A 23,749-nucleotide genomic window follows, 5' to 3' on the forward strand; every position below is an offset into this window, starting at 1 on the left:
ATATTATTCCTCTTTTTAGATGAACTATTTACGGGAAATTCACAAGTTCATTCTTCAAATAATCGGATAGGACCAATCATATCTTGGATTACAGTAATAAGGGGGCCTCGAACCCACTTTAGGCACTTGATAGGTGGAAGGATTCGCCGTATAGACGATCTCTTCTTTTTCATCTGATTCGTTTACCAGCAATAGCTTTACTTCATAATTAACTTGACCAGAATGCATGATACCGCCTCCCTCGTCTTTTCTTACTTTATTCAAATACCCTCCAGCTTTGCGTCTATACCGAAAAATTTCACTTTTATCAAAATCTTTTATTAAAGCTGCGATGATGCATCGACAGCAGACATCCATCAGACATAAAGTGATGTTAGCTCTTATGTATGGTGAGGAGGGGATTACCATTTCAAGTAATAAAAAAGAGATGAACAAGAAACAACACCATCAGACATATCCTCTTTACCCTAATTACGGAAAAATAACACAATATCAAGACGTTTCACTTACCGTACCCGAACAGCGCCAGCTTCGTCAGCCAGGCTTAGAAAAATTGATGGTTCCCCAGCCTATCATTGAAAATCCAAATTATAAAGGAAGTGAAAAACTAAAAGGAAAGGTTGCGCTTATCACAGGGGGAGACAGTGGGATTGGCGCGGCGGTCGCGATCGCTTTTGCAAAGGAAGGGGCCCATATTGCGATTTCTTATTTAGATGAGCATGAAGATGCGGAACGAACAAAGACAAGAATTGAAGCATTGGGACAACGTTGTTTATTGTTACCGGGTGATGTAAGAAAGAAACAGCAATGCACCGACATTGTAGAAAAAGTCATTCAAAAATTCGGAAAACTTGATATTCTATGTAACCACGTCGAGATCCAGTTTCAGCAGCTAAGCCTGCTTGATATTACGGATGAACAATTTGATGACACCTTTAAAGTGAACATTTATTCCCACTTCTACACAACCCGGGCCGCCCTTCCATACTTAGAGGAAGGTAGTTCGATCATTAACACATCCTCCGTTGTCACGTTTATTGGACATAAAGAATTGATTGACTACACAGCTACAAAAGGAGCAAATATTGGGTTTACACGCGCATTAGCCAACAACCTATCAGCAAGGGCATCCGTGTGAATGCAGCTGCTCCTGGACGAGTATGGACGCCGCTTATTCCCGCCAGCTTTTCAGCAGACCAAGTGCCACTTGTCGAAAACCCGATGGAGCGTCAAGGGCAGCCGTTTGAACTGGCCCCCACCTACGTCTACCTCGCTTCTGACGACTCACGTTTCGTCACTGGACAGACGCTTCATGTAAATGAAGGAGAGTGGACATCTTCTTGATTAGCAAGATTCCTTTTACAAGGCAAAATGAGTTTTACGGTATGCAGAGTAAAAGCCGTGAGTATGTCTCACGGCTTTAATCCAATTATTCTCCTGTTTTGGCAAAGCGTTCAATCCGTTCGCCAATTTCATCGCGAACACGCTGGAACACAGCCCATTTTTCTTCTTCCGTTCCCTGCGCTTTGGCCGGATCGTCAAAGCCCCAATGCTCGCGTCGGACAGAAGGGGGTGTCACCGGGCATTTGTCTGCTGCGTCGCCGCATAATGTCACAGCAAGCGTTGCGTTATTTAAAATGTCCGAATCGATAATATCCGATGTTTGATTTGAGATGTCGATACTGACTTCATTCATTGCTTTTACGGCATTTGGATTTAATCCGTGCGCTTCAATACCTGCGCTTTTCACCACCCATTCATCGCCCAAATGTTTTTTCGCCCAGCCTTCCGCCATCTGGCTCCGGCATGAGTTTCCAGTGCATAAAAAGTATATTGTTTTCTTTGACATGTAAATCGTCTCCTTTTATGAAATAATGTGCAGCCATATATACAAACCGACAAGTGTGATAAACAGCGTCGGGATAGTTAAAATAATGCCTGTTTTAAAATATGTGCCCCACGAGATTTTCACCCCTTTTAAGCTTAATACGTGCAGCCATAAAAGCGTGGCAAGAGAACCAATTGGGGTGATTTTCGGCCCTAAATCCGAACCGATCACATTCGCGTAAATAAGCGCTTCGCGAATCGTCCCGGTCGTATTCGTATCGGCAATTGCCAGCGCATCGATCATGACAGTCGGCATGTTGTTCATCACCGATGATAAAATCGCGGCGATAAAGCCCATGCCAATTGTGGCGGCAAATAACCCTTGATCTGCCGTTGCTTGAATCACATCCGACAAAATCGTTGTTAAGCCCGCATTACGCAGCCCATATACGACGACATACATGCCAATGGAGAAAAAGACAATAGCCCACGGTGCGCCCTTAACGACGGATTTCGTGTGAACAGCCGGACTTTTTCTTGCTATCACCAAAAAGAAAATCGCCACGACGCCGGCAATAATCGAAACCGGAATCCCAAGCGGTTCGCTCACAAAATAGCCGACAAGAAGCACGCCAAGCACGTACCAGGACAAGTGAAACATTTTAATGTCCTTAATGGCGGCTGTTGGTTCCTTCAAGTCAGACAAACTGTAGTTTTTCGGAATGCTTTTACGGAAAAACAAGTACAGCACAAGGATGCTTGCCCCTAATGAGAAAAAGTTTGGAACAATCATCCGCGATGCATATTCAACAAAACCGATGCCGAAGAAATCCGCTGACACAATGTTGACGAGGTTGCTGACAACGAGCGGCAGCGACGTCGTATCGGCGATAAATCCGCTTGCCATAATAAACGGGAAAACCATTTTTTCTTCAAATTGCAAATTCCGCACCATCGCCAAAACGATTGGCGTTAAAATAAGCGCCGCACCGTCATTGGCGAAAAGTGCCGCGACAACTGCACCAAGCAGAATGACGTATACAAACATTTTGACACCATTCCCGCCGGCGGCTCTCGCCATATGTAGGGCTGCCCATTCAAAAAAGCCGATTTCGTCTAAAATAAGCGAAATTAATATAAGGGCGACAAACGTTAACGTGGCGTTCCATACAATAGATGTCACATCGATGACATCGCCAAAATCAACAACGCCCACAATCAAAGCAATGGCTGCTCCGATGCAGGCTGACCAGCCGATCGACAAATTTCTCGGCTGCCAGATGACAAATAGGAGTGTCACCAAAAAAATAAGAGATGCTGCGATAACTGAAAACAAATTTCTTTCTCCTTTCTATTCGCAGGAAATGCGCCGTCCCTGCGCTTCCAGCTCTACAAACCGTTCCTGTTGATCCGGCAGGTGATTCAATAAATTCTCAATAAGCTGCGCGTATTCGCTATGCGGATTCAGCGAATAAAAAATCCACTGGCCCCGGCGTGTTTCCTGGACGATGCCCGCATCCTTCATTTTACGTAAATGCTGGCTGATGGCGGGCTGGGTCATATCAAATAGTGCCGTAAACTCACAGACGCAGCACTCATGTGACTGAAGCAGCTTCATCATTGTCAAGCGGGTTTTGTCGCCCAGCAATTTCAATACGTGCGCTGTTTTTTGAATATCCAATTGTTTATCGGCGTTCATGATCATTCCTCCTGTCTCGAATCATCATATAATAATGTGCTTATATAAGCAATTACGAATATGAAAAGCCCATTCAAAATAACTGAATGGGTTTTTCATGAAATCAATCATCATCATCGTCTTGAGCATCGTCCCCGTCGTCCTGATCATCCTCGTCATCCTGTACTGGAGCGGATGGTTTGGAGACTGGGGCTGGTTCCGGATCTGGTTCTGCTTTTGGCGCAGCAGCCGGGGCTGATGGAGCATTAACGGGTTTTGATTCTGGTTCAACAGGCGCTTCCTTTTTTACATGGTTAAATCGCGAAATAGACGACACTTTTGCGGTAGCAGCCTGGACATATACGTGAGCGCCTCCATCATCATTTTCCACTGTCACTTTGTAATGATCGCCTGAGTTTGTTTCAACCGTTTCAATCCTGGTGACATTTCCATCCACTTCACGAGCGGCAGCCTCTTTCGCAGTTAGTTCTGAAACAACAAATGGTTTTGCTTCCTGGGGGACCGTCATCGCGTCCGCGACTTTGATTTCATCAGATGAGACTGTTTCTCCTGTTTCCAAATTGAAGACAAACCGGTAGTTCGTTCCATTTTTATCCACAATCGCTTCAGCTCTCGGTTCTCCATCACCCGTTATATCACTGATTGATGTAACTATACCATTTGAATCCCCCCTAATTTGTTCTCTTGCTTCTTCAAGTGTCAATGTGGTTTGGCTCTTCTCAAGCAGCTTTACATTGCTGACTTTTTTCGACTGTCCGTCAACAGACAACGCGTATGTACCTTTATCATTTTCAAGCACAATTTCATATGCCTGCCTGTCTTTGTTCCATTCGATCGACTGGACTTCACCGTCATAGGTTGATACGGCGAGCGATTCCGCTTCTGCTTCCGACACCGCTGCCGGACGTTCGACGATATATCCTTTATATAAAACAACAACAAGACCAATAAAAATAAACGCAGTCAAAAATAACTTCATCTTCATTCTTTACGCCTCCGATTTGGGCAAAAGCACAGTAAAGACAGACCCTTCCTGTTCCGTGCTGCTCATCTTAATCATGCCGCCGTGCTGCTCGGCAATGCGTTTCGCGATTGACAACCCAAGCCCGGAGCCACCCGTTTTTCTGCCTCTTACTTTATCTACCCGGTACAGCCGGTCAAATATATATGGCTGCGCTTCTTTCGGAATGCCAATGCCGTAGTCCTTTACTTGAAGCTGAATGATCTCATTATCCTGAGCGAGTGACACGTGAATTACGTCGTCGCTGTATTTCCTCGCATTATCAAGCAAGATCACAAGCAATTGTACGAAGCTTTGTTCATGCACATCCGCCATGATGACCGACCGTTGAATGGTATACTGAATGTCATTTTCATACATGACTCGAAGCCGTTTTATCGTCTGTTTAACAAGCGGTGAAATGTTCATTTTTCCCCGTTCGTTTTCAATCAGCTCTTCCGACACCGCTAACTGCAAAAGCTGCTCCGTTAAATAACGCATTCGACCTGACTCCGATTCAATTGCTGACAGCGCTTCTTCCATCACGTCCGGCCGGGTTGTTCCCCATCGCCGGAGAAGCTTTACATAGCTGAAAATAACGGTGAGGGGCGTTTTCAGCTCATGAGAAGCATCCGAAACAAATTGCTCCTGCTTTATGTAGCTTGCTTCAAGCCGATCAATCATCCGGTTAAACGTTGACGCTAAAATTGCCAGCTCATCCTTTGTTTCTCTTTTCACATCAATTCGTTCGTATGATTCATTTTCTTCAATCGTTTTCATCGTGTACGTCAGCTCTTGAATCGGCCGTGAAATCCACTTGCTGAGAAACCAGCTTACTAAAAACAATATGAATGCCAAAACAATAGACGTCACGATCAGCACCCATCTCAAATCGTCGATTGTTTCATAGAGACGGTCGATATTTTCGACGATCTGCAAATTGATAACCGCTCCGTCATCGCCAATGACCGGTACAGATACGAGAGCAAAACGGGCGTCACGAAATGTGATCACCTGCTCGAATTGATCATCTTTAAACGCTGTTTGAATAAAGAAAAAATCATTGTCGGTTGACACCTGATCAACCGGCGTGCCGTCTTCAAGCACAATGCGAATGAGTCCGTTGCTGATTAAGTACGTTTGAAGCACCTGCTCGGTGGTCTGGTCTTCACGTGAATTCAGTTTTTCAATCACCGTTTCAGCAATGCCAATCAGCCGGTCCTGCTCTGATGAAATGCTGCGGCTTTCAAACAGCAAATAAATAGCAGTGTTTGCGGTCAGCAAAAGCAATACAATAAGCCCTGTAATCGACAGCTGTATGCGTGTACCGAGTTTCATCTGCTCAATCCTTTATCATGTAGCCGACGCTGCGAACGGTTTGAATAAACGGTTCGTTTTCTGTGTGATGCAGCTTTTTGCGAAGATAGCGGATGTAGACATCGACCACATTTGTGTCGCCAAAATAGTCATACCCCCATACCTCATTCAAAATTTGGGCGCGTTCAAGCGCATGATTTTTATTGAGAGCTAAATAAAGCAGCAAATCATATTCACGCGGCGTTAACTCGACAGCTTTGTCATTTGCAAATACTTCACGCGTATTTGGATAAATGGTTACATGCCGGACAGACAGCACATTTTCTTCTGCTTGTTTCACATGAAACCGCAAATGTGAGCGGATTCTCGCCAGCAGTTCCTCAATTTCAAATGGCTTAGTCATATAATCATTTGCTCCAGCATCAAGACCACTTACTTTATCAAAAACCGAATTGCGTGCTGTCAGCATAATAATAATTAATGCGTCATTGATCGATCGAATGCGACGGAGCACTTCCATGCCATTCAACTCTGGAATCATAACGTCCAGCAAGACAAGGTCTATCGCTTCTTGCTCAACGATAGCCAAGGCGTCACGACCGTTGTAAGCTGTACTTGTCTGAAACCCTTCGTATTCAAGCTCCAGCTGAATGACACGCGCAATTTGTTCATCATCTTCTACGATTAAAATATGACCGCTCATTTTTTCACTCCATTCAAATTGACAGACCCGTCCAGCTCCAATACGTAAAGTAAAATAGCAGCATGACCGCGATGTAAAGCGGCAGCAAATACAAGCTCATTTTCAATAAATCTTTTGCTTCATAAGAAAGGTCTCCTTCTTCATAAAAAAGCAGCAGCGCCTTAGAGCTTACCGGAAACGTCACACAATAATTCATGCCAATTAAACTTAAAAACACAATACTGGATACATCGCCATCAATCGCTTGTCCAAACAAAATGAGACTCGGAATAAACACGATCGCACGCGTCGTGTGTGATGTGATGTATAGATGACTCGTTGTTGTCACGAGTAAAATCACTATTACGATAAGCCATTCCGGCATTTGTGTAAATACGCCTAAAATCCCCATTATTTCCCGGTCCAGCCACTCTACGACTCCTGAGGTCACAAGCAACGTGCCTAAAGCGGCAGCCGCTGCGACAAATAAAATCAAATTCCACGATACTGATTGGACACCCTGCTTCCATGTCATAACACCATAGCGCGGCAGCATAAATAACAGAGCGCCGACAATAGTGGTAAAACCCAGTTCGTATCCATGAAGGCTTTCGGTCATCCAAGCAGCCACAATGATGCCAACCAGCCAGGCTGTTTTTTTCTCTTTTTCCGAAAGCGGTTCAGATCCTGTTTCTTCTATTGATATTTTTTCTTCATGTGCCTCTTTTTTGGGCCATAACCGCCATTTCATCATATAAAAGGACAGGAATGTAATAGTCACTGTAAATGGGACACTCCATACAAGCCATTGAACGAATGAAATGGTTTCACCAACTGCTGTTTCTAATAATCCTACCCCAATAACATGCGAACCGGCACCTATCAATGCAGCCGATGTGCTCATTAAAATAATAACCGGTGCCATTATCGCTAACGCCTCATTTTCCTTTTGGGAAAACGAGAAACGAATCTGCTTCATCATAGGCATTGATAAAGCGGCACGGCCGGATGTGGATGGAATAAAAAAAGCGGACAGCAATAAAATCGATGTGAAGCGGCTCAAAACAGAACGTCCGCTGCGAAGCACCATCCTGCTAAATCGCTCTGCCAGCCCCGACCGTTTAACCGCTTCACCAATCATAAAAGAACCGATCATCAGCCAGACCACTTCTTCCGATAAGGATGCATACAGCAGCTCAGGAGTTGACGCTTTCATTAAAATAACAAAAACGAGAATGCCAGTAGCCACCAATCCTGCCGGTATCTTTGTCGCTACCCATAGGGTCATCGCGGACAAAAAGGCAAATAACGCTATTTTTCCGCTGTACGTAAGCGAATCAATAAATGTAATAATTAACGCGTATAAAACAATTAAAGCCAAGATGGACAGCGCCCTTGTTGAGCACATATCAAGCTGTTCCATCAGCCATGGCTTGCGCTTTGCGCGCAGGGCGGATCGCTGCATCATGCTTTCTCCTCCTTATGTACCGGTTTGCTTAACGCCAATTTTCATGCCGATCGACACTTGGCGTAATATACAATCCACACTTTCTTCAATCCATTGCGGTGCTTTAAAAATTGCTTTTTCAAGTGTTGACGGCTTTTGAATAATGCTTATATACGCATCAATTCCCGCTTCGTAATTGAGCTCGGCTCCACGGCCAATCGTGCCCGTAATGACAATGACCGGAATGCCGTATTTTTTTGCAACACGGGCGACTTCACATGGAATTTTGCCTTGCGGAGTTTGAAAGTCGATGCTCCCTTCCGCTGTAATCACAAGGTCTGCGCCTGCGATTTTTTCCTCTATTTGAATAAAGTCCCTAATCAAGTCAAAGCGCGGATACAGAATTGCGGGTGTAAAAGCAAGAAGTGCCGCCCCGAGCCCCCCGGACGCACCACTCCCCGGCATATGGCCTACTTGGATGCCCACTGTATTCTCAATTAGCTTTGTGTAATGATCAAATGCATCACTTAACAGCTGTACTTGTTCGGGAGATGCCCCTTTTTGCGGTCCAAACACACGTGCAACCCCTTTTTCTCCGCATAAAACGTTCGTCCAGTTGCACGCTACATCAATTGGGGTATCTTTCAGACGGGGATCCACCATAGACAGGTCGATAGAATGAACGTGAAGCAAATCTTCTCCCCCAGCCACATGAACGACTTCACGTTGTTTATTTAAAAAACGGACTCCGAGCGCCTGCGCCATGCCTGCTCCGCCATCGGACGTTCCTGAATCCCCGCATCCGATCATAATTCGATCCACTCCGAGACAAAGCGCGTCCCGAATAAGCTCTCCAACACCGTATGTCGTTGTTTTCAGCGGATTGCGCGCATTTCTCGGTACAAGCTTTAGCCCGGCAGCCGCGGCCATTTCAATAACGGCGATTTGTTCATTTTCTTCTACATAAACTCCGTAATGGCTGACAATCTGTTTTCCGGTCGGATCAGTTATCCTTTTATGAATTAATTCACCGTTCTTAATGGCCACTATCGCTTTCGCAAAACCCTCCCCGCCATCAATCATCGGCACGAGCTCCGTTTGAATGCACGGATCAAATCGCTTTGCCCCTGCTTCCATTGCTACAGCTACTTCATCCGCATCCATACACTCTTTAAATCCTGATGGAATCATAACTACCTTCATCGTATTTCCTCCTCGTTTTCTTCGTTACGATTACAATAGCCAACAATTCCTAATGCTTTCTAAGAAAATCATTAAGATTTAATGAGAAAAGTAGTTTGATAAAAATATTAAATCAGAAAATATTTTTATTAATAATTATTATAAATAAATATTGACTTTCGTTTGAGAAATGTTATCATTACAATATAAGCAAGACATTAACTGATGAGGTGATTCATGTGATCGAAAAAAACAATCGTTTGACGACTAGCTGGGGTGCTCCTGTTGGCGATAACCAAAACTCACAAACAGCCGGACAACGCGGACCAACATTAATTCAAGACGTTCATTTGCTTGAAAAATTGGCGCATTTTAACCGGGAACGTGTACCTGAGCGCGTTGTTCATGCGAAAGGTGCCGGCGCACACGGCTATCTGGAAGTAACAAACAGTGAAATCTCAAAATATACTAAAGCGGACTTCTTGTCAGAAGCAGGAAAACGCACACCGATGTTTATCCGTTTTTCAACTGTAGCAGGCGAGCTTGGTTCTGCGGACACAGTACGTGACCCGCGCGGCTTCGCAGTGAAGTTCTATACAGAAGAAGGAAACTATGATTTGGTCGGAAATAACACACCTGTGTTTTTTATTCGCGACGCGATTAAATTCCCTGACTTCATTCATACACAAAAACGCGATCCGCAAACTCACTTAAAGAACCCAACAGCGGTTTGGGATTTCTGGTCATTGTCACCTGAATCCCTTCATCAAGTAACGATTTTGATGTCTGATCGCGGCATTCCAGCAACACTTCGCCATCAGCACGGCTTCGGAAGCCACACATTTAAATGGGTCAATGAGCAAGGACAAGCCGTTTGGGTGAAATACCACTTTAAAACAGACCAAGGCGTTAAAAACCTTGACGTAGACTTAGCTGCAAAACTAGCAGGTGAGAATCCTGATTATCATACAGAAGATTTATTTAACGCAATTGAGAATGGCGATTTCCCTTCATGGACGCTTCATGTTCAGATTATGCCAGTGGAAGACGCAGACACATACAAATGGGATCCGTTTGATGTCACAAAAGTTTGGTCTCAAAAAGATTATCCATTAATCGAAGTTGGTAAAATGGTGCTGGACCGTAACCCTGAAAACTACTTTGCGGAAGTAGAGCAGGCTACGTTCTCACCAGGTGCATTCGTTCCTGGTGTCGAGGCATCACCGGACAAAATGCTTCAAGGCCGTTTGTTTGCATATTCTGATGCGGCTCGTTACCGCGTCGGTGCGAACCATAACGCACTGCCAATCAATGCGCCAAAAGCGCCAGTAAACAACCACCAGCGCGATGGACAAATGCGCTTTGACGGAAACGGCGGCAAGTCGGTTTACTACGAGCCAAACAGCTTTGATGGACCAACTGAAACACCAGAAACAAACGTAACGCCATTTGATATTCATGGACAAGCCGGCACACATGCTTACAGCCATGATGATCATTACACACAAGCCGGCGACCTTTACCGTCTGCTTTCAGAAGACGAGCGTACGCGCCTTGTGAATAACATTGTCGGCGCAATGAAGCCGGTTGAACGCGCTGATATTAAGCTTCGCCAGATCAGCCACTTCCACAAAGCGGATCCAGAATATGGAGCACGCGTTGCCGAAGGACTTGGCCTCGCTGTACCTGCTGAGTAAAAAGCGTAAGGCGCCCGTTAATCGGCGACAAGCATAAGACGAGGACTGGCGGAGGCGTTTTTTGCCTCCAGAAGGGATTGGCTTATGATCTCGAGCCGACGGCGCCTGGAGCTGGACAATGTCCAAAATTATATCCTATTTATTTTGTGCAAATAAAAAAGAGGTATCCTGCGCGATCGCCGGATACCTCTTTCATTTTTAACATAAGGAGCGAAAACAGATGAAAAACAAATTAATTTGCCCGAATTGCCAAACTCCCATGAAAAAACTTAAACATAGCACATTGTGCGGATGCGGCAATAAACTGACAACCATTAACCGGTCAAAACGTTAACGAAACCGTTCTGGAAAATCAGTAATTATCGCCTCAATCGGTACACCGCTTTCGTTAATCCGGTTCCATTCCTTCACTTCATTAATCGTATAAAGGCGAAGGAGCATCCCGCTGTCTATCGCTTCTTTCCCGTATTCACTGAGCGCAAATGAGACCTGCGTATGAAGCGCCGTCAGCCCAAGATCTTTCGCTTTATCCAGCACATCACGCCGCATTTTCCAAACGAGCCCGGCCACCGCAATATACGGATCAAGTTCAACGACCCGTTTGATGCTGTCAAAGTTAAAAGAGGAAATAATGACTCTTCCCCGCATGTTATAGTGCTCAATCAAATCCAGCACTTTTTTTTCAATCCCATGATAGGGCACTTTATTTGTTTTTAATTCCACATTGATTTGCAGGCTGTTGCCCGATGCCCATGCAAAAAATTCATCCAGCGTCGGGATTTTTTCCCCTGCAAATTTTTCGTGGAACCAGCTTCCTGCATCAAGTGATGCTACTTCTTCTGCTGTCATCTGTTCAATCGCACCTTTTCCATCTGTTGTCCGGTTTACCGTTTCATCATGAATAACGACCATTTCCCCATCGCTTGTCAATTGCACGTCAAGCTCAATGCCGTCCGCTCCTTTTTCTACGGCTGCTTGAAAGGCCGTCATCGTATTTTCCGGATGCGTTCCACTTGCGCCGCGGTGAGCAAAAATGACCGGCTGCTGATTCATGTAAATCTCTCCTTTACTAACATCGTCCCTCTTATCTTATGTCAGAAAGGCGAAGAAACGCCACTTTCACTTGATATTCTCCTCTGATTCATCCAAATGAAATTCAGAAAATAGCGGGGTAAAGGTTTCTTAATGAAGTCGTTTTCCTTTTTGTTTCTCTCAAAATCAGTTACAATAATAAAACCATCACGTGACAGTTTGGAGGGGTTAACAATGCAATTGGGAAGGTGAAAATCGGCGAATTTGCTGAATTGGCCGGTGTATCCAAACGAACCGTTGACCATTACACGAACATAGGTTTACTGGAACCAGAACGTTCCGCTTCCGGCTATCGATTTTATGGAAAAGCTGATCTGGAAAAAATAGCGCTGATCGAGCAGAAAAAAACGGAAGGTCTGGCGCTTGAAGAGATTAAAGCCGAACTCGGTGCCACGCCCCTGCAGACAGACAGTGCGGAATTAATCGGCAAAAAAATGGAGACCATTCAAAAGGAATTAGACGAAGTATTACATTTATTGAAGAAAACAGACCTTGATCAGGCCGCAATCAAGCTGGAAATCAGCCATGAAAAGCTGGCAATGCTTCAGTCAATTCTTCATTTATTTTCTTAATTACTGGAGGAACCAAATCAATTGGAAGACATATTAAACTTATTTTTAGTTGCATTACTAATCGCATTAACCGGCTTTTTCGTCGCGACCGAGTTCGCTGTCGTCAAAGTTAGAAGTACAAGAATTGATCAGCTTGTAGAACAAGGGAAACCGGGTGCACAAGCAGCCAAGCACGTCACGAGCCACCTGGATGAATATTTATCCGCCTGCCAGCTTGGTATTACTATTACCGCACTCGGCCTTGGCTGGCTTGGAGAACCAACTGTTGAACGATTGTTAGGCCCATTGTTTACACGTTTGGATTTAAGCGAATCAACATCTCACATTCTTGCGTTTATTATCGCGTTTGCGTCTGTCACATTTTTACACGTAGTCGTCGGTGAACTGGCGCCAAAAACCGTCGCCATTCAAAAAGCAGAAGCAGTGACACTTTTGTTTGCCAAACCGATTATTTGGTTTTACCGAATTATGTACCCTTTTATTTTTGTCTTGAACGGATCGGCTCGTCTTTTAGTGGGCCTTTTCGGTATAAAGCCGGCTTCAGAGCACGACTCTTCCCACTCAGAAGAAGAACTGCGCCTCATTTTATCGGAAAGCTATGAAAGCGGTGAAATCAATCAGTCTGAGTACAGCTACGTCAACCGGATTTTCAAATTTGACGAGCGAATCGCGAAAGAAATTATGGTGCCGCGTACGAGCATGGTCACGCTTGATTACCATGCGACGCTTGCCGAAAGCCTTCCCCTTATGCAGGAAGAACAGTATACGCGCTACCCGGTCATTGACGGCAATAAAGACAATATCGCCGGTGCTGTACATATTAAAGAAATGATGACGAAAGCATACAGTGGGTTAAATCCAGAGGCACTTACTGTTAAGGAATTAACACGTCCTGTTATTCGGGTCATTGAAACGATTCCCATTCACGATTTACTTTTAAAAATGCAAAAAGAACGTACACAAATTGCGGTTCTCGTGGATGAATACGGCGGCACATCCGGTTTGGTAACAATTGAAGACATTTTAGAGGAAATCGTCGGCGACATTCGGGATGAGTTTGACGAAGATGAAGTAAAAGAAATTCAAAAAATGTCCGATGATCATTACACATTTGATTCCCGGGTGCTCATTTCTGAAGTGAATGACCTGATTGGCGTTCATTTGCCTGAGGAAGACGTCGATACAATCGGCGGCTGGTTTATGACTAACAATTTCGACATCACGATTCACGATCCGATCGAAATAGGCGGCTGGCTTTTTGCCGTCATCGAATACGATGATGAACAGATTGGCCGCATTGAAGCGCGCCGAGTATAAACAGAAGATTAAAAAATGAAAACCAGCTTCCGAATTCGGAAGCTGGTTTTCATTTTTTCATAACCTTCACGAAAAAGACTTTCAGGTAATTGCCTTCAGGGAAAGCAGCAATCGTCCGGAAATCATCCGGCAGCGCGTATTGTTCCAAAATATCATACGCGACACCTTTTTCTTTACAGGCTGTTTTAATAAACTGTTTGAATGTTTTCACATCAACGGCGCTGCTGTTTGTGGAAGCGACAATCACTCCGTTGTGTTTCGTTAACTCAATCGTTTCTTTCAACAGCTTCGTGTAGTCCTTCGCTGCACTGAACGTACGCTTTTTCGTTTTGGCAAAACTCGGCGGATCGACAACAACTAAATCAAATGTCCGTTCCTTTCTTGCCGCGTATTTAAAATATTGAAAGACGTCATCCACGATGATTTCTTGCTGTGACGCATCTAAATCATTGGCCTCAAACTGCTGAATCGTTTTTGGCTTGCTTCGATTGGCAACATCAACACTCGTCGTTTTTTTCGCCCCGCCAAGCGCTGAACAGACTGAAAAGGCACCCGTGTAGGAAAACATATTGAGCATTCCCGCTCCGCTTGAGTACCGCTCGCGAATCGCTTTTCGCACCTCACGCTGGTCGAGAAAAATACCAGTCATCGCTCCATCATTTAAATCTACTGCAAATCGGACCCCATTTTCTTTCACGATCATTGGAAATTCGCCACGTTCTCCTTCCACAAAATCATCGTCTTCAATGTACTGTCCTTTTTGATCAAACCGTTTTTTCTCATAAATCCCTTTAAAATCAAGCTTTTCACGCACCGCTTTTAAGACGTCCTCACGGAACGAATAAATGCCTTCACTATACCAATGAATTACATAAAAACCATCATAATAATCGATGATCAAGCCGCCAATACCGTCTCCTTCACCGTTGAATATCCGGAATGCGGTCGTATTCGGATCATTCATCAGCTCTTTTCGATGCTGGACGGCTGTTTCGATTTTTTTCGCAAAAAATGCGGCATCGATGTATTCTTCCGGCTCCCGTGTAACGATCCATCCGACTCCTTTATTTTGCACACCGTAGTAGCCCGTCCCAATGTAATTCTTTTTATCGTCTAAAATCCGGAGAATAGCGCCTTCTTCTTTCAGCACTTTCGGGTTCTCGATCGCTTCTTTTTCAATAAGCGGATACCCAGTACGGAGCTTTGCCGCTGCTTTTTTGTTCACCTTTACGTTTATCAGTGTTTTCATTACGGCCCCCAGAAGTTTTTTTCTTTATCTTATCAAAATCCAGAGGTAAACGGTATGTTTTTAAGTGTATGGTACAATGAGAAAAAAAGGATATTGAAGGGATTTTAACATAATGATGAGAATGACAGCGGGTTCATTGCAATGGGCCGTTTTTTTAATTGCTTCATCCATTGCTGCACCGGTTGCCATCGCGGCGCTTTTCCATTTAGACGCGGCGGGCACCGCGGACTTTATTCAGCGCACAATGCTTGTACTCGGCATTGCGGGTATTTTGCAAAGCTTATGCGGACATAAGCTGCCAATCAATGAAGGGCCCGCTGGATTATGGTGGGGCGTTTTTACTATTTACGCCGGATTCTCCGGTATTTTGTATGTGAATGACGAGGCAGCACTTCAAGTGCTGCAAAGCGGAATGCTGTATGCTGGTGTGTTATTTGTTCTCTTCGCCGCGTCAGGACTGATGGACCGGATGAAGGGTCTGTTTACACCAACGATTACATTTGTTTATTTGCTGCTCCTTGTTTTGCAGCTGAGCGGTACATTTGTAAAAGGGATGATGGGACTGCCTAATGAAGACGGCCATGTGGATAGCGTCGTTATTTTCGGCAGCCTGCTGACACTTGGTTTTACCTTTTGGATCAGTGGACATCGAAGTCCGCTTTTGCGGCGTTATTCCGTTTTAATTGCTATTTGCGCCGGCTGGCTTGTTTTCGTTTTGCTTGGAAAAGGCAGTTTACCAGTTGCAGGTGAGATTCCCCTCTTTTCACTGCCGGACATATTTGCATTCGGTCCGCCAATTTTGGATAGCGGCATGATAATTACGGCGTTTTTTATTACACTTTTGCTTATTGCGAATATGATGGCGTCTATACGTGTGATGGAAGGAACGCTGCACCGGGAATTCCGAGAAAATGTGCCGAATCGAATACGACAGGCCGGCTTTTTCGCCGGTATAAATCATTTTATTGCCGGCGCGTTTTCCGCTGTTGGTCCTGTACCGATATCTGGTGCAGCCGGATTTGTTTCCGCCACGAAAATGCGCTCAATCTGGCCGTTCATCGCTGGATGTACACTGATCGTCATCGTCACGTTTTTTCCGGCAGCAATGCTTGTGCTATCTTCACTGCCCGCTCCTGTCGCGTATGCAGTAACGTTCGTTATTTTTACCGGCATGGTGCGAATGGCTTTTCACGAACTGAGCAGCACAAGTGATTTAGAGCGCTCGCTTAAAGTAGCCGCGATCGGACTCATGACCGGCGTCGGCTTTATGTTTCTTCCGCCGGACAGCGTTTCGGAGCTGCCAGTCGCGATTGCGGTGACGTTGTCGAACGGTCTCGTCACCGGCACCGTTATCGCACTTTTGTATGAACAATGGCTTCTCTGGCGTGCGCGTTCCTGATTGGATTGAGTGTACATAAACAGCGGTCTCTGCCTTTTAGGCAGGACCGCTATTCACCGTTTCTTATTTTGTTTTTGACGATTTAAATTCAAATTGAACAGTACCGTCGTTTTTATCCTTCCAAATAAGATAGGCGTCAAAAGGACGCTTTCCTTTGAACCCCTTAATCAAATTTGTTTTTCCTTTGTCGAGCAATTTTTTCACGTTTGCTGCACTGATTGATTTTCCAAGCATTTTTTTGCCAAGCGTAAAATCACACTTTGATGATTGGTAAGCAGAGCAGCCATAAAATTTAATTTTCTCTACGACCGGACTGCCGCATTTCGGACATGGACCAAGCGGCTGATTGGATGGCGGTGTGGATTTGGACGGTGCATCAAATGTCCATCCGGCAGAATGCTGCACAGCGTCCCGAACGATTTTCTCAGCAAGCCGCTTTGACTGTTCAATAAACACATTCGCCTGCGCTTCTCCTTTACCGATTTCTTTTAAGCGCTGCTCCCATCTTCCCGTCAGCTCAGGCGAAGCAAGCAGCGTATGTTCAACCGCGTCAATTAAAATAAACGCTTTGGCCGTTGGAGCAACCCGATGCTGCTCAATATTCATATAGTCCAGCTGCTTCAACCGCTCAATAATGTTTGAACGTGTGCTTTCCTCCCCTAGGCCAGATACGGATTTCAACACGCTGCCGATCTCTTTATCTTCCATCGCGTACCCGACATTTTTCATCGCGGTAATCAGTTCACCTTCTGTATATCGTTTCGGTGGAACGGTCTTCCCTTCTGTAACCTTTACATCTTCCGCAATGCCATGCTGTCCTTCTTTCACGTCCGGCAGCAGCACGTCGTCTTTTTCGGCTTCAAACAAAACCGGGCGCCAGCCCGGCTGCAGCAGCCGTTTGCCGTTTGTCATAAACATGTGCGGGCCAATGTCCGTTTGAATGCTCGAGTGCGCAAAAACAGCCGGTCCATAGTGGGCGGCGATCAGCGAACGAGCGATCATGTCATAGATTTTCTGTTCGTCGCTGCTTAACGAATGAAGGGACGGCACTTTTTCCGTCGGAATGATTGCATAATGGTCACTCACTTTTTTCGCATCCACATAGCGCTTGTCCGCCATGATTGAGCGCGTCGTTTCAGAAGCGAACTTTTCATATGGCGAAAGGGCAGCAAGCTTTTTTAAAATACCCGGAAATGCTTCGGCTTCTTCCGGGTTTACATGATTGCTGTCCGTGCGAGGATATGTTACATAAGACCGGTCATATAAAGACTGCGTAACTTCCAGCGTTTTCTTAGGAGAAAAATTAAATCGTTTATTTGCCAGCGCCTGTAATGTGGATAAGCTGTGGAGAGTGGGCGGCGGAATATGTTTATTTTCGGTTTTCACTTTGACAACATCCGCTTCTTTCCCAACACATTCCTCGCGAATCACTTCAGCGTCTTCTTTTTGATTAAACCGGGTTTCTTTATCTTTCGTATATTTGCCTTCGTAGACAGCTCCGTCTATGTTAAAAGTTGCTGTCACTTCATAAAATGGCTTGGACACAAAATCAAGAATTTCCCGTTCCCGCTTGACGATAAGAGCCAGCGTAGGCGTCTGGACACGCCCAACTGCGTATACGTCGCGCCCCGCTCCTTTTGTCTTGGATTGAATAAGCAGCGTGTATGCACGGCTCGCGTTCATGCCGATCAGCCAGTCTGCGTAGCTGCGCGCCATTGCCTCATGATAGAGCGGCATCGTTTCCTCAATTGGACGCAAATTTAAAAAAGCCTGTTCAACCGCTCTCGGTGTCAGGCTGCTTACCCAAAGACGCCGCATCGGCTTATTAATGCCGGACATACGGACGACGAGCTGTACAATCAATTCTCCCTCGCGAGCCGGATCGCCTGCAGCAATAATTTCCGTTACACCCGGGTTTTTAATAATATCTTTTACCGCCTTAAAACGGCTTATTTTCGATGGGATTACTTTATATTTAAACGTTTCCGGAATCATTGGAAGCGTTTCAAGATGCCACCGCTTTAATTTCGGGTCCATTTCATGCGGCGGCACAATTTCAAACAAATGACCGCTGCACCACGCGAGCAGCGCTCCATCCCGAAATGTATCGCAAGGCGCAATTTCAATATGCGTACCCTTTTTCACGTGCCGAAAAGGGGCGGCAAGCGCTTGTGCCTGTGATGCTTTTTCTGCAATAATCGCCTGCATATTTTCCCCTCCGATCAATAAAACAAACGTTCGATACATATATTATAAAGGGGCTTCGCTTATTTAGCAAACATGAAAAAAGCAAAGCCTCAACGGACTTCGCCTACTGCTTTTTATTAATCTTTCTTTCTGCTTCTCCAATCGCCTGCAGAATCAAGCTTTCAGGTTCACGAATCATGTTTCCATGTCCGACAACAAGCAGTCTCGGCTGAAGTGATTGAATCCGTTTCGCACTTTCAATCGCTGACTGTTTATCCCATGTGGCAAGTGCCGGAAAAGGAAACAACGGCTTAACGGTCCCACTCACAGCCACACCGCCTTTTGTTTGAAATGCATCGCCAGCTATAAGAGACCCATTCTGCGCGTCAAAAAAAGACATCGATCCCGGTGTATGTCCTGGTGTGAAAACCGCCTCAAGAGAGCCAACGCGGTCTCCTTCTTTCAATAGTACATCCGGACGCGTTTTCATTCTTTTCGGTACGCCGCCTTTGATCGGCTTTTGTGGTTCATCTGCATCAATTGATAAATCGCCTTCAAGCAGCCTTGTATCGCGTGCAGACAAATAAACGGGCACGTCCGGCAAAAACTGCTTCAGCGCATCAACGGCTCCAATATGATCCTCATGCGCATGCGTTAACACAATATGCTCAATCGGCTTGTCCAGTTGTCTTACCATATTCATAATCGCTTTAACACTGTACGGCAGCGCTGCGTCGACCAATGTTAAGGATGTTTCTTCTTCAACAATGTAGCAATTAACCGGAAAAAAGGACGGCATGAATGATAATTGATACAAGCGGCCTGCTTTTTGAATACGAACCATTAAAATCTCCTTCCGATGAAAAATAGCCCCCATACGTGATGGAGGCCATTTTTTATTTGTAGTACGGGTTCACACTGTACCCTTTTGCTTTGTAGTAATCAAGGATGCCATTGTAAATTGCGGTCGACATTTTATTCATTTGTGCATCAGACGCCATTTTGGCGGCGTCTCCCGAATTTGAGATGAAACCCAATTCCAGAAGCGCTGCGGGCATCGTGTTTTCACGAAGAACAGATAAGTTTCCGGATTTTGTGTCCCGGTCGCGAAGGTTCCAAGCGGCCAGCATACGCGCTTGAATCTTTTCACCAAGCAGCTTGCTGTCAGCCACGTGTGGATTAGCCGCCGAATAATAGTACGTCTCGGTACCAGTCGCCGAGGCCGAGGCCGAATTGGCGTGAATGCTGACGAAAATATCGCCGCCCTGATTTTTCGCAAATTTTGAACGGTCTTTCAATTCAATAAAAACATCGGTAGAACGTGTCATTTTAACGTTAAACGGTGTTTGTTTTAATAAGTTGTTCACTTGAAGACCCGTTTTTAAAACAATATCTTTTTCTTTCAGGCCGTTGCCCACTGCACCGGAGTCTTTGCCGCCATGACCCGGATCTAAAATAATCGTCTGCCCGGCAAGTCTTGAATCACTGCTTTCCGTTACTGGAGGCGTTGTAACGGTACCTGTAGATGTACGTAAATAATAGGTGCTGATAAAGCCTGTTACCGAACCGGATTTTACATACGTCCAGCCGCCAATTGAATGTGCGCCGGCTACTGCTGTATTCGCCCCAATCTTTCCAACAGTGGCATAATCTGTTGAAGGACCGGAGCGAATATTCAAGTTACTTGTCGTGGAGACAAGTTTCGAATTAAAAGACGTCGTTGATTTCAAACGGTAAGATGGATTCACTGCGCGAGCAAGAAACACTGCAAAATCAGCACGAGTAATCGTTTCGTCCGAACCAAAGGTACCATCCCCCATTCCGCTTGCAATTCCAAGGTTCAAGAGCGCCTGCTCAGGATTACCGGAATAACCGAATGCTTTTGACAGAATAACTGCCATTTCGCCGCGCGTAACAGCTTTAGAAGGAAGAAATTTATTGTCGGACGTACCGGACATAATGCCTTTGCTTACGACAGACTCTACGAAGCCAGAGGCAGCATTTCCTTTTCCTAAATCTGAAAATCTCGTATCACGTTGATCACCATTCACTTGCAATGTACGCCCAATAAAGGTCGCCACCTGCCCTCTTGTGAGAGTCGCTTCCGGGACAAATGACGTGGACGTGACACCATAAATAATTTTTCCTTCGTTTAAATAATTTACTTCCTTTGCTGCACGCGACGGAACATCGTTAAAGCCTGCTGCCTGAACTGGCCCCTGAATTCCTAAAAAGGAAAGAACCATGCAAAATGCTAAGACGAAAGTCATCCACTTTTTCACTTTGTTGCCTCCATTCGAAAAATATGCCGCTTTTACCTATTACATCGGTATCGTTGGTTTCATTTTAACGTGTTTTTCGAGTCAATTGTATTTCATTTGTGTTACAGACCTTTTATTCGACGTTTAAATGAAGCGGCATATAAATCGCGGCGGGCATGTAAAACAGGGTCATCCGGACATTCAATTCCAGCTGGAACAACGGTCGGATCAAACATAACCTGATCATTCGGATGCTGTATTCTTCCGCTTATCTCAAGACGGCCGATGGCGAAGGTTGTTCGTTCTTTCGGCCATGATGCTGTCGAATCCTCGACGGCATCACCTTCTTCTCCCAGTGTAATGTACAGTGTAAAACCAACCGGCAGCTGCTCATTCAGCTCCTTTTCTAAGTAGTCCATTGCATGGATCGCTGCTTCTTTTTTAGCTCCCAAGCTAAACGTTTCATCCGGTACCCATTCATATTTGACCGCCTGCCGTCCCCCTTGTCCATTCACAAAGTAAAAGGCGTGAATCGGGTAATAGCGGCTTGTTGAGTAGCTGAGAAAAGGTTTCGTATGCTGAATAATGCGAAATGCCGCTCTGCTTTCAGGATACTTTATGAACATTTTCACTAAATCCCGTGGACCCGGTTTTTGGGCCGCCAGCCGGATGATTTCGACAAATGCTTCCGGTGTTTTTGTTAAAAAAACAGGCACGGTTACACCGACTAAATACGTCACCTCTTCGTTTGGCAAATGGAACTGAACAGACATTCCTTTCACTGGTGACAGCCCGTCAATCATTTTTGGGTTTGGCGAGCTGTCTGAAAAACGGACAATCGCTTTCACCGACTCTTGCTGCAAGTGAGCCGCTGTTGTGTACGGAATTGCTTGTCCATTTGGTATAAAAACAGCTTCATAATAGCTTCCTTTCGCGTGCGCACGTCGATAGCCCGGGTGTGTCCCTGCTATTTTCTCAATGGACTCAATCGCTGTTTCGGCTAAATCCGAATAATTCTTTTCCATATGATTGCCTCCTTCTCGTATTCATCCATACCCCAAAAAACCTTCATTGATCCAAATTCGACCAACAAAGGCTTTCCATTTTTCTGCAAACTCTTTAATTGATATTAACTTTTTAAAAACACTAGCAGCTCTTGATTGAATGTTTCCCGTTCGTCATAAAATGAACCATGTCCACTGTTTTCAAACGGAACGATCCGCGAATTTGCAATGCCTTTATTCATCTCACCAGCGAATTCGTATGGACAGACCTGATCTTTTTTCCTATGAAAGATGACAGTTGGCACAAGCACTTTATCTAAATCACCGCGTAAGTCTTCTTCCCGAAGCGCAACAGCTGACTTAATCGTTGAATGTCCGCCCGCCTGAGGTGCATCACAAACATTTCGTTTTCCTGTATACTGTTAATGGCTTTAAACAAAAAAGAAGGTGATTTTGCATGATTCGAACTGCAGCAATTACAACCGATCAAACCGTTTTATATAATGTGCCGCTTGAAGACTTACGCGGTGGAAACATTCTCTGGTATTGGGTAGATCTTGATCAGCCTACCAATGAAGAAACGATGATCCTGCAAGACTTTTTTGCATTTCATCCGCTTGCGATCGAAGACTGCCTGCAATTTATTCAACGTCCAAAGCTTGATTATTACGACAATCACAGCTTCATGATCATTCAGTCCGTTAACCTGAAAACACTCGATCCAGAAGAGATAGATATTTTTTGGTGCGCCAATTTCATCGTGACATTTCACCACAAAAAATCCGTTGAAGTCGATACGGTCTGGGAACGGCTGCTTGATGCGAAAAAAATAAAAAGCTTAAATCCGGTTCAGATTTTATATCACCTTCTCGATAAAGTCGTCGATTATTTTTTCCCGAGTGTGTATCAAATCGAAGACAGCTTAATTCAGCTTGAAGCGGAAGATGCGGATCAGCTCAAAACAGATGACTTATTTGATATTCGAAAAGAATTGCTGAAGCTGCGCCGAATTATTTTTCCAATGCGAGAGCTTTTGTATCGTGTTCTTAACTCAGAGCGTATTCAACTAACGAAAAAAAACAAAGTGTATTTTAAAGATATCTATGATCATTTGCTTATGCTGACAGAAATTGTTGAGTCAAACCGGGAATTGACGAAAGACATGCGGGACAGCTACTTGTCTGTTAACTCGAACAGGATGAACAGCATCATGATGACATTAACCGTGATCACGACGATTTTTATGCCGCTCACGTTCATCGCCGGGGTTTACGGAATGAACTTCGATAATATGCCCGAGCTGCACTGGAGTTATGGCTACTTTATTATCCTTGGCGTTATGGCGGGCATATCATTGTCGATGTTTGTTTTTTTCTGGCGCAAGGGCTGGTTTCGACAGGATCATTGATAAGCCGGTTTCTTTACAGCGGTATCTTCACGCCAATTTCATACAGACGCTATTAATCTTCTTTAAAAAGCATCGGGTTTTAAACCGATGCTTTTTCCATTTTCCAAAACTTTTTTTCGAAACATGCCGGTTACATCCTCCATCAATCAGGTAAAAAAACAGATCCTGCTGCTTAAAAATTTCTTTCACTTTTTGTTTTTATACCCAAATAACACAAAAAAGTTTTGTTTTTCCTACAAACATTTTTTTTACAAATTAGTGTTAGAATTAGCACGAGCATGAATATGAAAGCGTTAACAATTCAAGCGCCTTCTGGCATTAGCCGTTTTGATGTTCATTTAAGAGCCATTCTGTGCGTTGAATACAGTGAAGGTTACTGCTTTTTTCCTTGCAAATCAAAACTGCTCAA

At 44.7% G+C, this 23,749-nt stretch carries 21 protein-coding genes and 1 pseudogene; 6 read left to right on the forward strand and 16 right to left on the reverse strand.

The window, feature by feature from the left end; translation table 11 throughout:
• Positions 1-54 precede the first annotated feature (54 nt).
• Entirely contained in the window at positions 55-228 is a 174-nt protein-coding gene (locus NLX67_RS14350) for a hypothetical protein (protein WP_254312216.1), read from the reverse strand.
• Between the two features lie 199 nt (positions 229-427).
• Between NLX67_RS14350 and NLX67_RS14355 the strand changes: the two are divergent.
• Positions 428-1,344: pseudogene (locus NLX67_RS14355) on the forward strand (SDR family oxidoreductase).
• A gap of 85 nt (positions 1,345-1,429) precedes the next feature.
• On the opposite strand, the gene arsC reads toward NLX67_RS14355, so the two are convergent.
• The 8 genes from arsC to NLX67_RS14395 all read right to left on the reverse strand — a co-directional run bounded on the left by arsC (position 1,430) and on the right by NLX67_RS14395 (position 9,175).
• Positions 1,430-1,849 (reverse strand): arsenate reductase (thioredoxin), encoded by a 420-nt coding sequence (gene arsC / locus NLX67_RS14360; RefSeq protein ID WP_254312217.1) that lies wholly within the window; start codon positions 1,847-1,849, stop codon positions 1,430-1,432.
• A 15-nt stretch (positions 1,850-1,864) separates the two neighbouring features.
• Positions 1,865-3,163 carry an arsenic transporter gene (locus NLX67_RS14365; RefSeq protein WP_254312218.1) on the reverse strand — a complete coding sequence of 433 codons (1,299 nt, stop codon included), beginning with the start codon at positions 3,161-3,163 and terminating at the stop codon, positions 1,865-1,867.
• A 15-nt stretch (positions 3,164-3,178) separates the two neighbouring features.
• Positions 3,179-3,526 carry an ArsR/SmtB family transcription factor gene (locus tag NLX67_RS14370; RefSeq protein WP_254312219.1) on the reverse strand — a complete coding sequence of 116 codons (348 nt, stop codon included), beginning with the start codon at positions 3,524-3,526 and terminating at the stop codon, positions 3,179-3,181.
• 103 nt (positions 3,527-3,629) lie between these two features.
• On the reverse strand, positions 3,630-4,511 hold the full coding sequence (locus NLX67_RS14375) for a PepSY domain-containing protein (RefSeq protein ID WP_254312220.1): 882 nt from the start codon (positions 4,509-4,511) through the stop codon (positions 3,630-3,632).
• Between the two features lie 3 nt (positions 4,512-4,514).
• Positions 4,515-5,864: a sensor histidine kinase gene (locus tag NLX67_RS14380; protein ID WP_254312221.1), complete on the reverse strand. Its 1,350-nt coding sequence runs from the start codon at positions 5,862-5,864 to the stop codon at positions 4,515-4,517.
• Between the two features lie 4 nt (positions 5,865-5,868).
• Positions 5,869-6,546, reverse strand: coding sequence for a response regulator transcription factor (locus tag NLX67_RS14385; protein WP_254312222.1), 678 nt, complete (start codon positions 6,544-6,546; stop codon positions 5,869-5,871).
• Between the two features lie 13 nt (positions 6,547-6,559).
• Positions 6,560-7,993: an SLC13 family permease gene (locus NLX67_RS14390; RefSeq protein WP_254312223.1), complete on the reverse strand. Its 1,434-nt coding sequence runs from the start codon at positions 7,991-7,993 to the stop codon at positions 6,560-6,562.
• Between the two features lie 12 nt (positions 7,994-8,005).
• Positions 8,006-9,175: a glycerate kinase family protein gene (locus NLX67_RS14395; protein ID WP_254312224.1), complete on the reverse strand. Its 1,170-nt coding sequence runs from the start codon at positions 9,173-9,175 to the stop codon at positions 8,006-8,008.
• A gap of 221 nt (positions 9,176-9,396) precedes the next feature.
• Here NLX67_RS14395 and katA point away from each other — a divergent pair, with 221 nt between their 5' ends.
• The gene (gene katA / locus NLX67_RS14400; RefSeq protein WP_254312275.1) at positions 9,397-10,851 is read left to right on the forward strand and encodes a catalase KatA; all 1,455 of its coding nucleotides are present in this window, start codon (positions 9,397-9,399) and stop codon (positions 10,849-10,851) included.
• A 330-nt stretch (positions 10,852-11,181) separates the two neighbouring features.
• Here katA and NLX67_RS14405 read toward each other — a convergent pair whose 3' ends face one another.
• Positions 11,182-11,904, reverse strand: coding sequence for a glycerophosphodiester phosphodiesterase (locus NLX67_RS14405; RefSeq protein ID WP_254312225.1), 723 nt, complete (start codon positions 11,902-11,904; stop codon positions 11,182-11,184).
• 227 nt (positions 11,905-12,131) lie between these two features.
• Here NLX67_RS14405 and NLX67_RS14410 point away from each other — a divergent pair, with 227 nt between their 5' ends.
• Together NLX67_RS14410 and NLX67_RS14415 are read left to right on the forward strand one after the other, a co-directional pair.
• Complete coding sequence (locus tag NLX67_RS14410) at positions 12,132-12,515, forward strand: MerR family transcriptional regulator (protein ID WP_254312226.1); 384 nt, start codon at positions 12,132-12,134, stop codon at positions 12,513-12,515.
• Between the two features lie 21 nt (positions 12,516-12,536).
• Positions 12,537-13,832, forward strand: coding sequence for a hemolysin family protein (locus tag NLX67_RS14415; protein ID WP_046180766.1), 1,296 nt, complete (start codon positions 12,537-12,539; stop codon positions 13,830-13,832).
• Positions 13,833-13,881: 49 nt separating this feature from the next.
• Here NLX67_RS14415 and NLX67_RS14420 read toward each other — a convergent pair whose 3' ends face one another.
• Positions 13,882-15,081: a class I SAM-dependent rRNA methyltransferase gene (locus tag NLX67_RS14420; protein ID WP_046180765.1), complete on the reverse strand. Its 1,200-nt coding sequence runs from the start codon at positions 15,079-15,081 to the stop codon at positions 13,882-13,884.
• A 112-nt stretch (positions 15,082-15,193) separates the two neighbouring features.
• On the opposite strand from NLX67_RS14420, the gene NLX67_RS14425 reads away from it, so the two are divergent.
• Positions 15,194-16,480: a purine/pyrimidine permease gene (locus NLX67_RS14425; protein ID WP_082091578.1), complete on the forward strand. Its 1,287-nt coding sequence runs from the start codon at positions 15,194-15,196 to the stop codon at positions 16,478-16,480.
• Between the two features lie 63 nt (positions 16,481-16,543).
• On the opposite strand, the gene NLX67_RS14430 is transcribed toward NLX67_RS14425, so the two are convergent.
• From NLX67_RS14430 to NLX67_RS14450, 5 genes are all read right to left on the reverse strand, one after another.
• Positions 16,544-18,688, reverse strand: coding sequence for a type IA DNA topoisomerase (locus tag NLX67_RS14430; RefSeq protein WP_254312227.1), 2,145 nt, complete (start codon positions 18,686-18,688; stop codon positions 16,544-16,546).
• 103 nt (positions 18,689-18,791) lie between these two features.
• Positions 18,792-19,511: an MBL fold metallo-hydrolase gene (locus NLX67_RS14435; protein ID WP_046180763.1), complete on the reverse strand. Its 720-nt coding sequence runs from the start codon at positions 19,509-19,511 to the stop codon at positions 18,792-18,794.
• A 52-nt stretch (positions 19,512-19,563) separates the two neighbouring features.
• The gene (locus NLX67_RS14440; RefSeq protein ID WP_254312228.1) at positions 19,564-20,949 is read right to left on the reverse strand and encodes an N-acetylmuramoyl-L-alanine amidase; all 1,386 of its coding nucleotides are present in this window, start codon (positions 20,947-20,949) and stop codon (positions 19,564-19,566) included.
• Between the two features lie 101 nt (positions 20,950-21,050).
• The gene (locus NLX67_RS14445) at positions 21,051-21,953 is read right to left on the reverse strand and encodes a catalase family peroxidase (RefSeq protein WP_254312229.1); all 903 of its coding nucleotides are present in this window, start codon (positions 21,951-21,953) and stop codon (positions 21,051-21,053) included.
• A 104-nt stretch (positions 21,954-22,057) separates the two neighbouring features.
• Positions 22,058-22,243, reverse strand: coding sequence for an alpha/beta fold hydrolase (locus NLX67_RS14450; protein WP_309143139.1), 186 nt, complete (start codon positions 22,241-22,243; stop codon positions 22,058-22,060).
• Positions 22,244-22,389: 146 nt separating this feature from the next.
• Between NLX67_RS14450 and corA the strand changes: the two genes are divergently transcribed.
• Positions 22,390-23,340: a magnesium/cobalt transporter CorA gene (gene corA, locus NLX67_RS14455; protein ID WP_254312230.1), complete on the forward strand. Its 951-nt coding sequence runs from the start codon at positions 22,390-22,392 to the stop codon at positions 23,338-23,340.
• Positions 23,341-23,749 lie beyond the last annotated feature (409 nt).

Origin of the sequence: Domibacillus sp. A3M-37 (assembly GCF_024213455.1) — a bacterium.
Taxonomy (GTDB): domain Bacteria; phylum Bacillota; class Bacilli; order Bacillales; family Domibacillaceae; genus Domibacillus; species Domibacillus tundrae.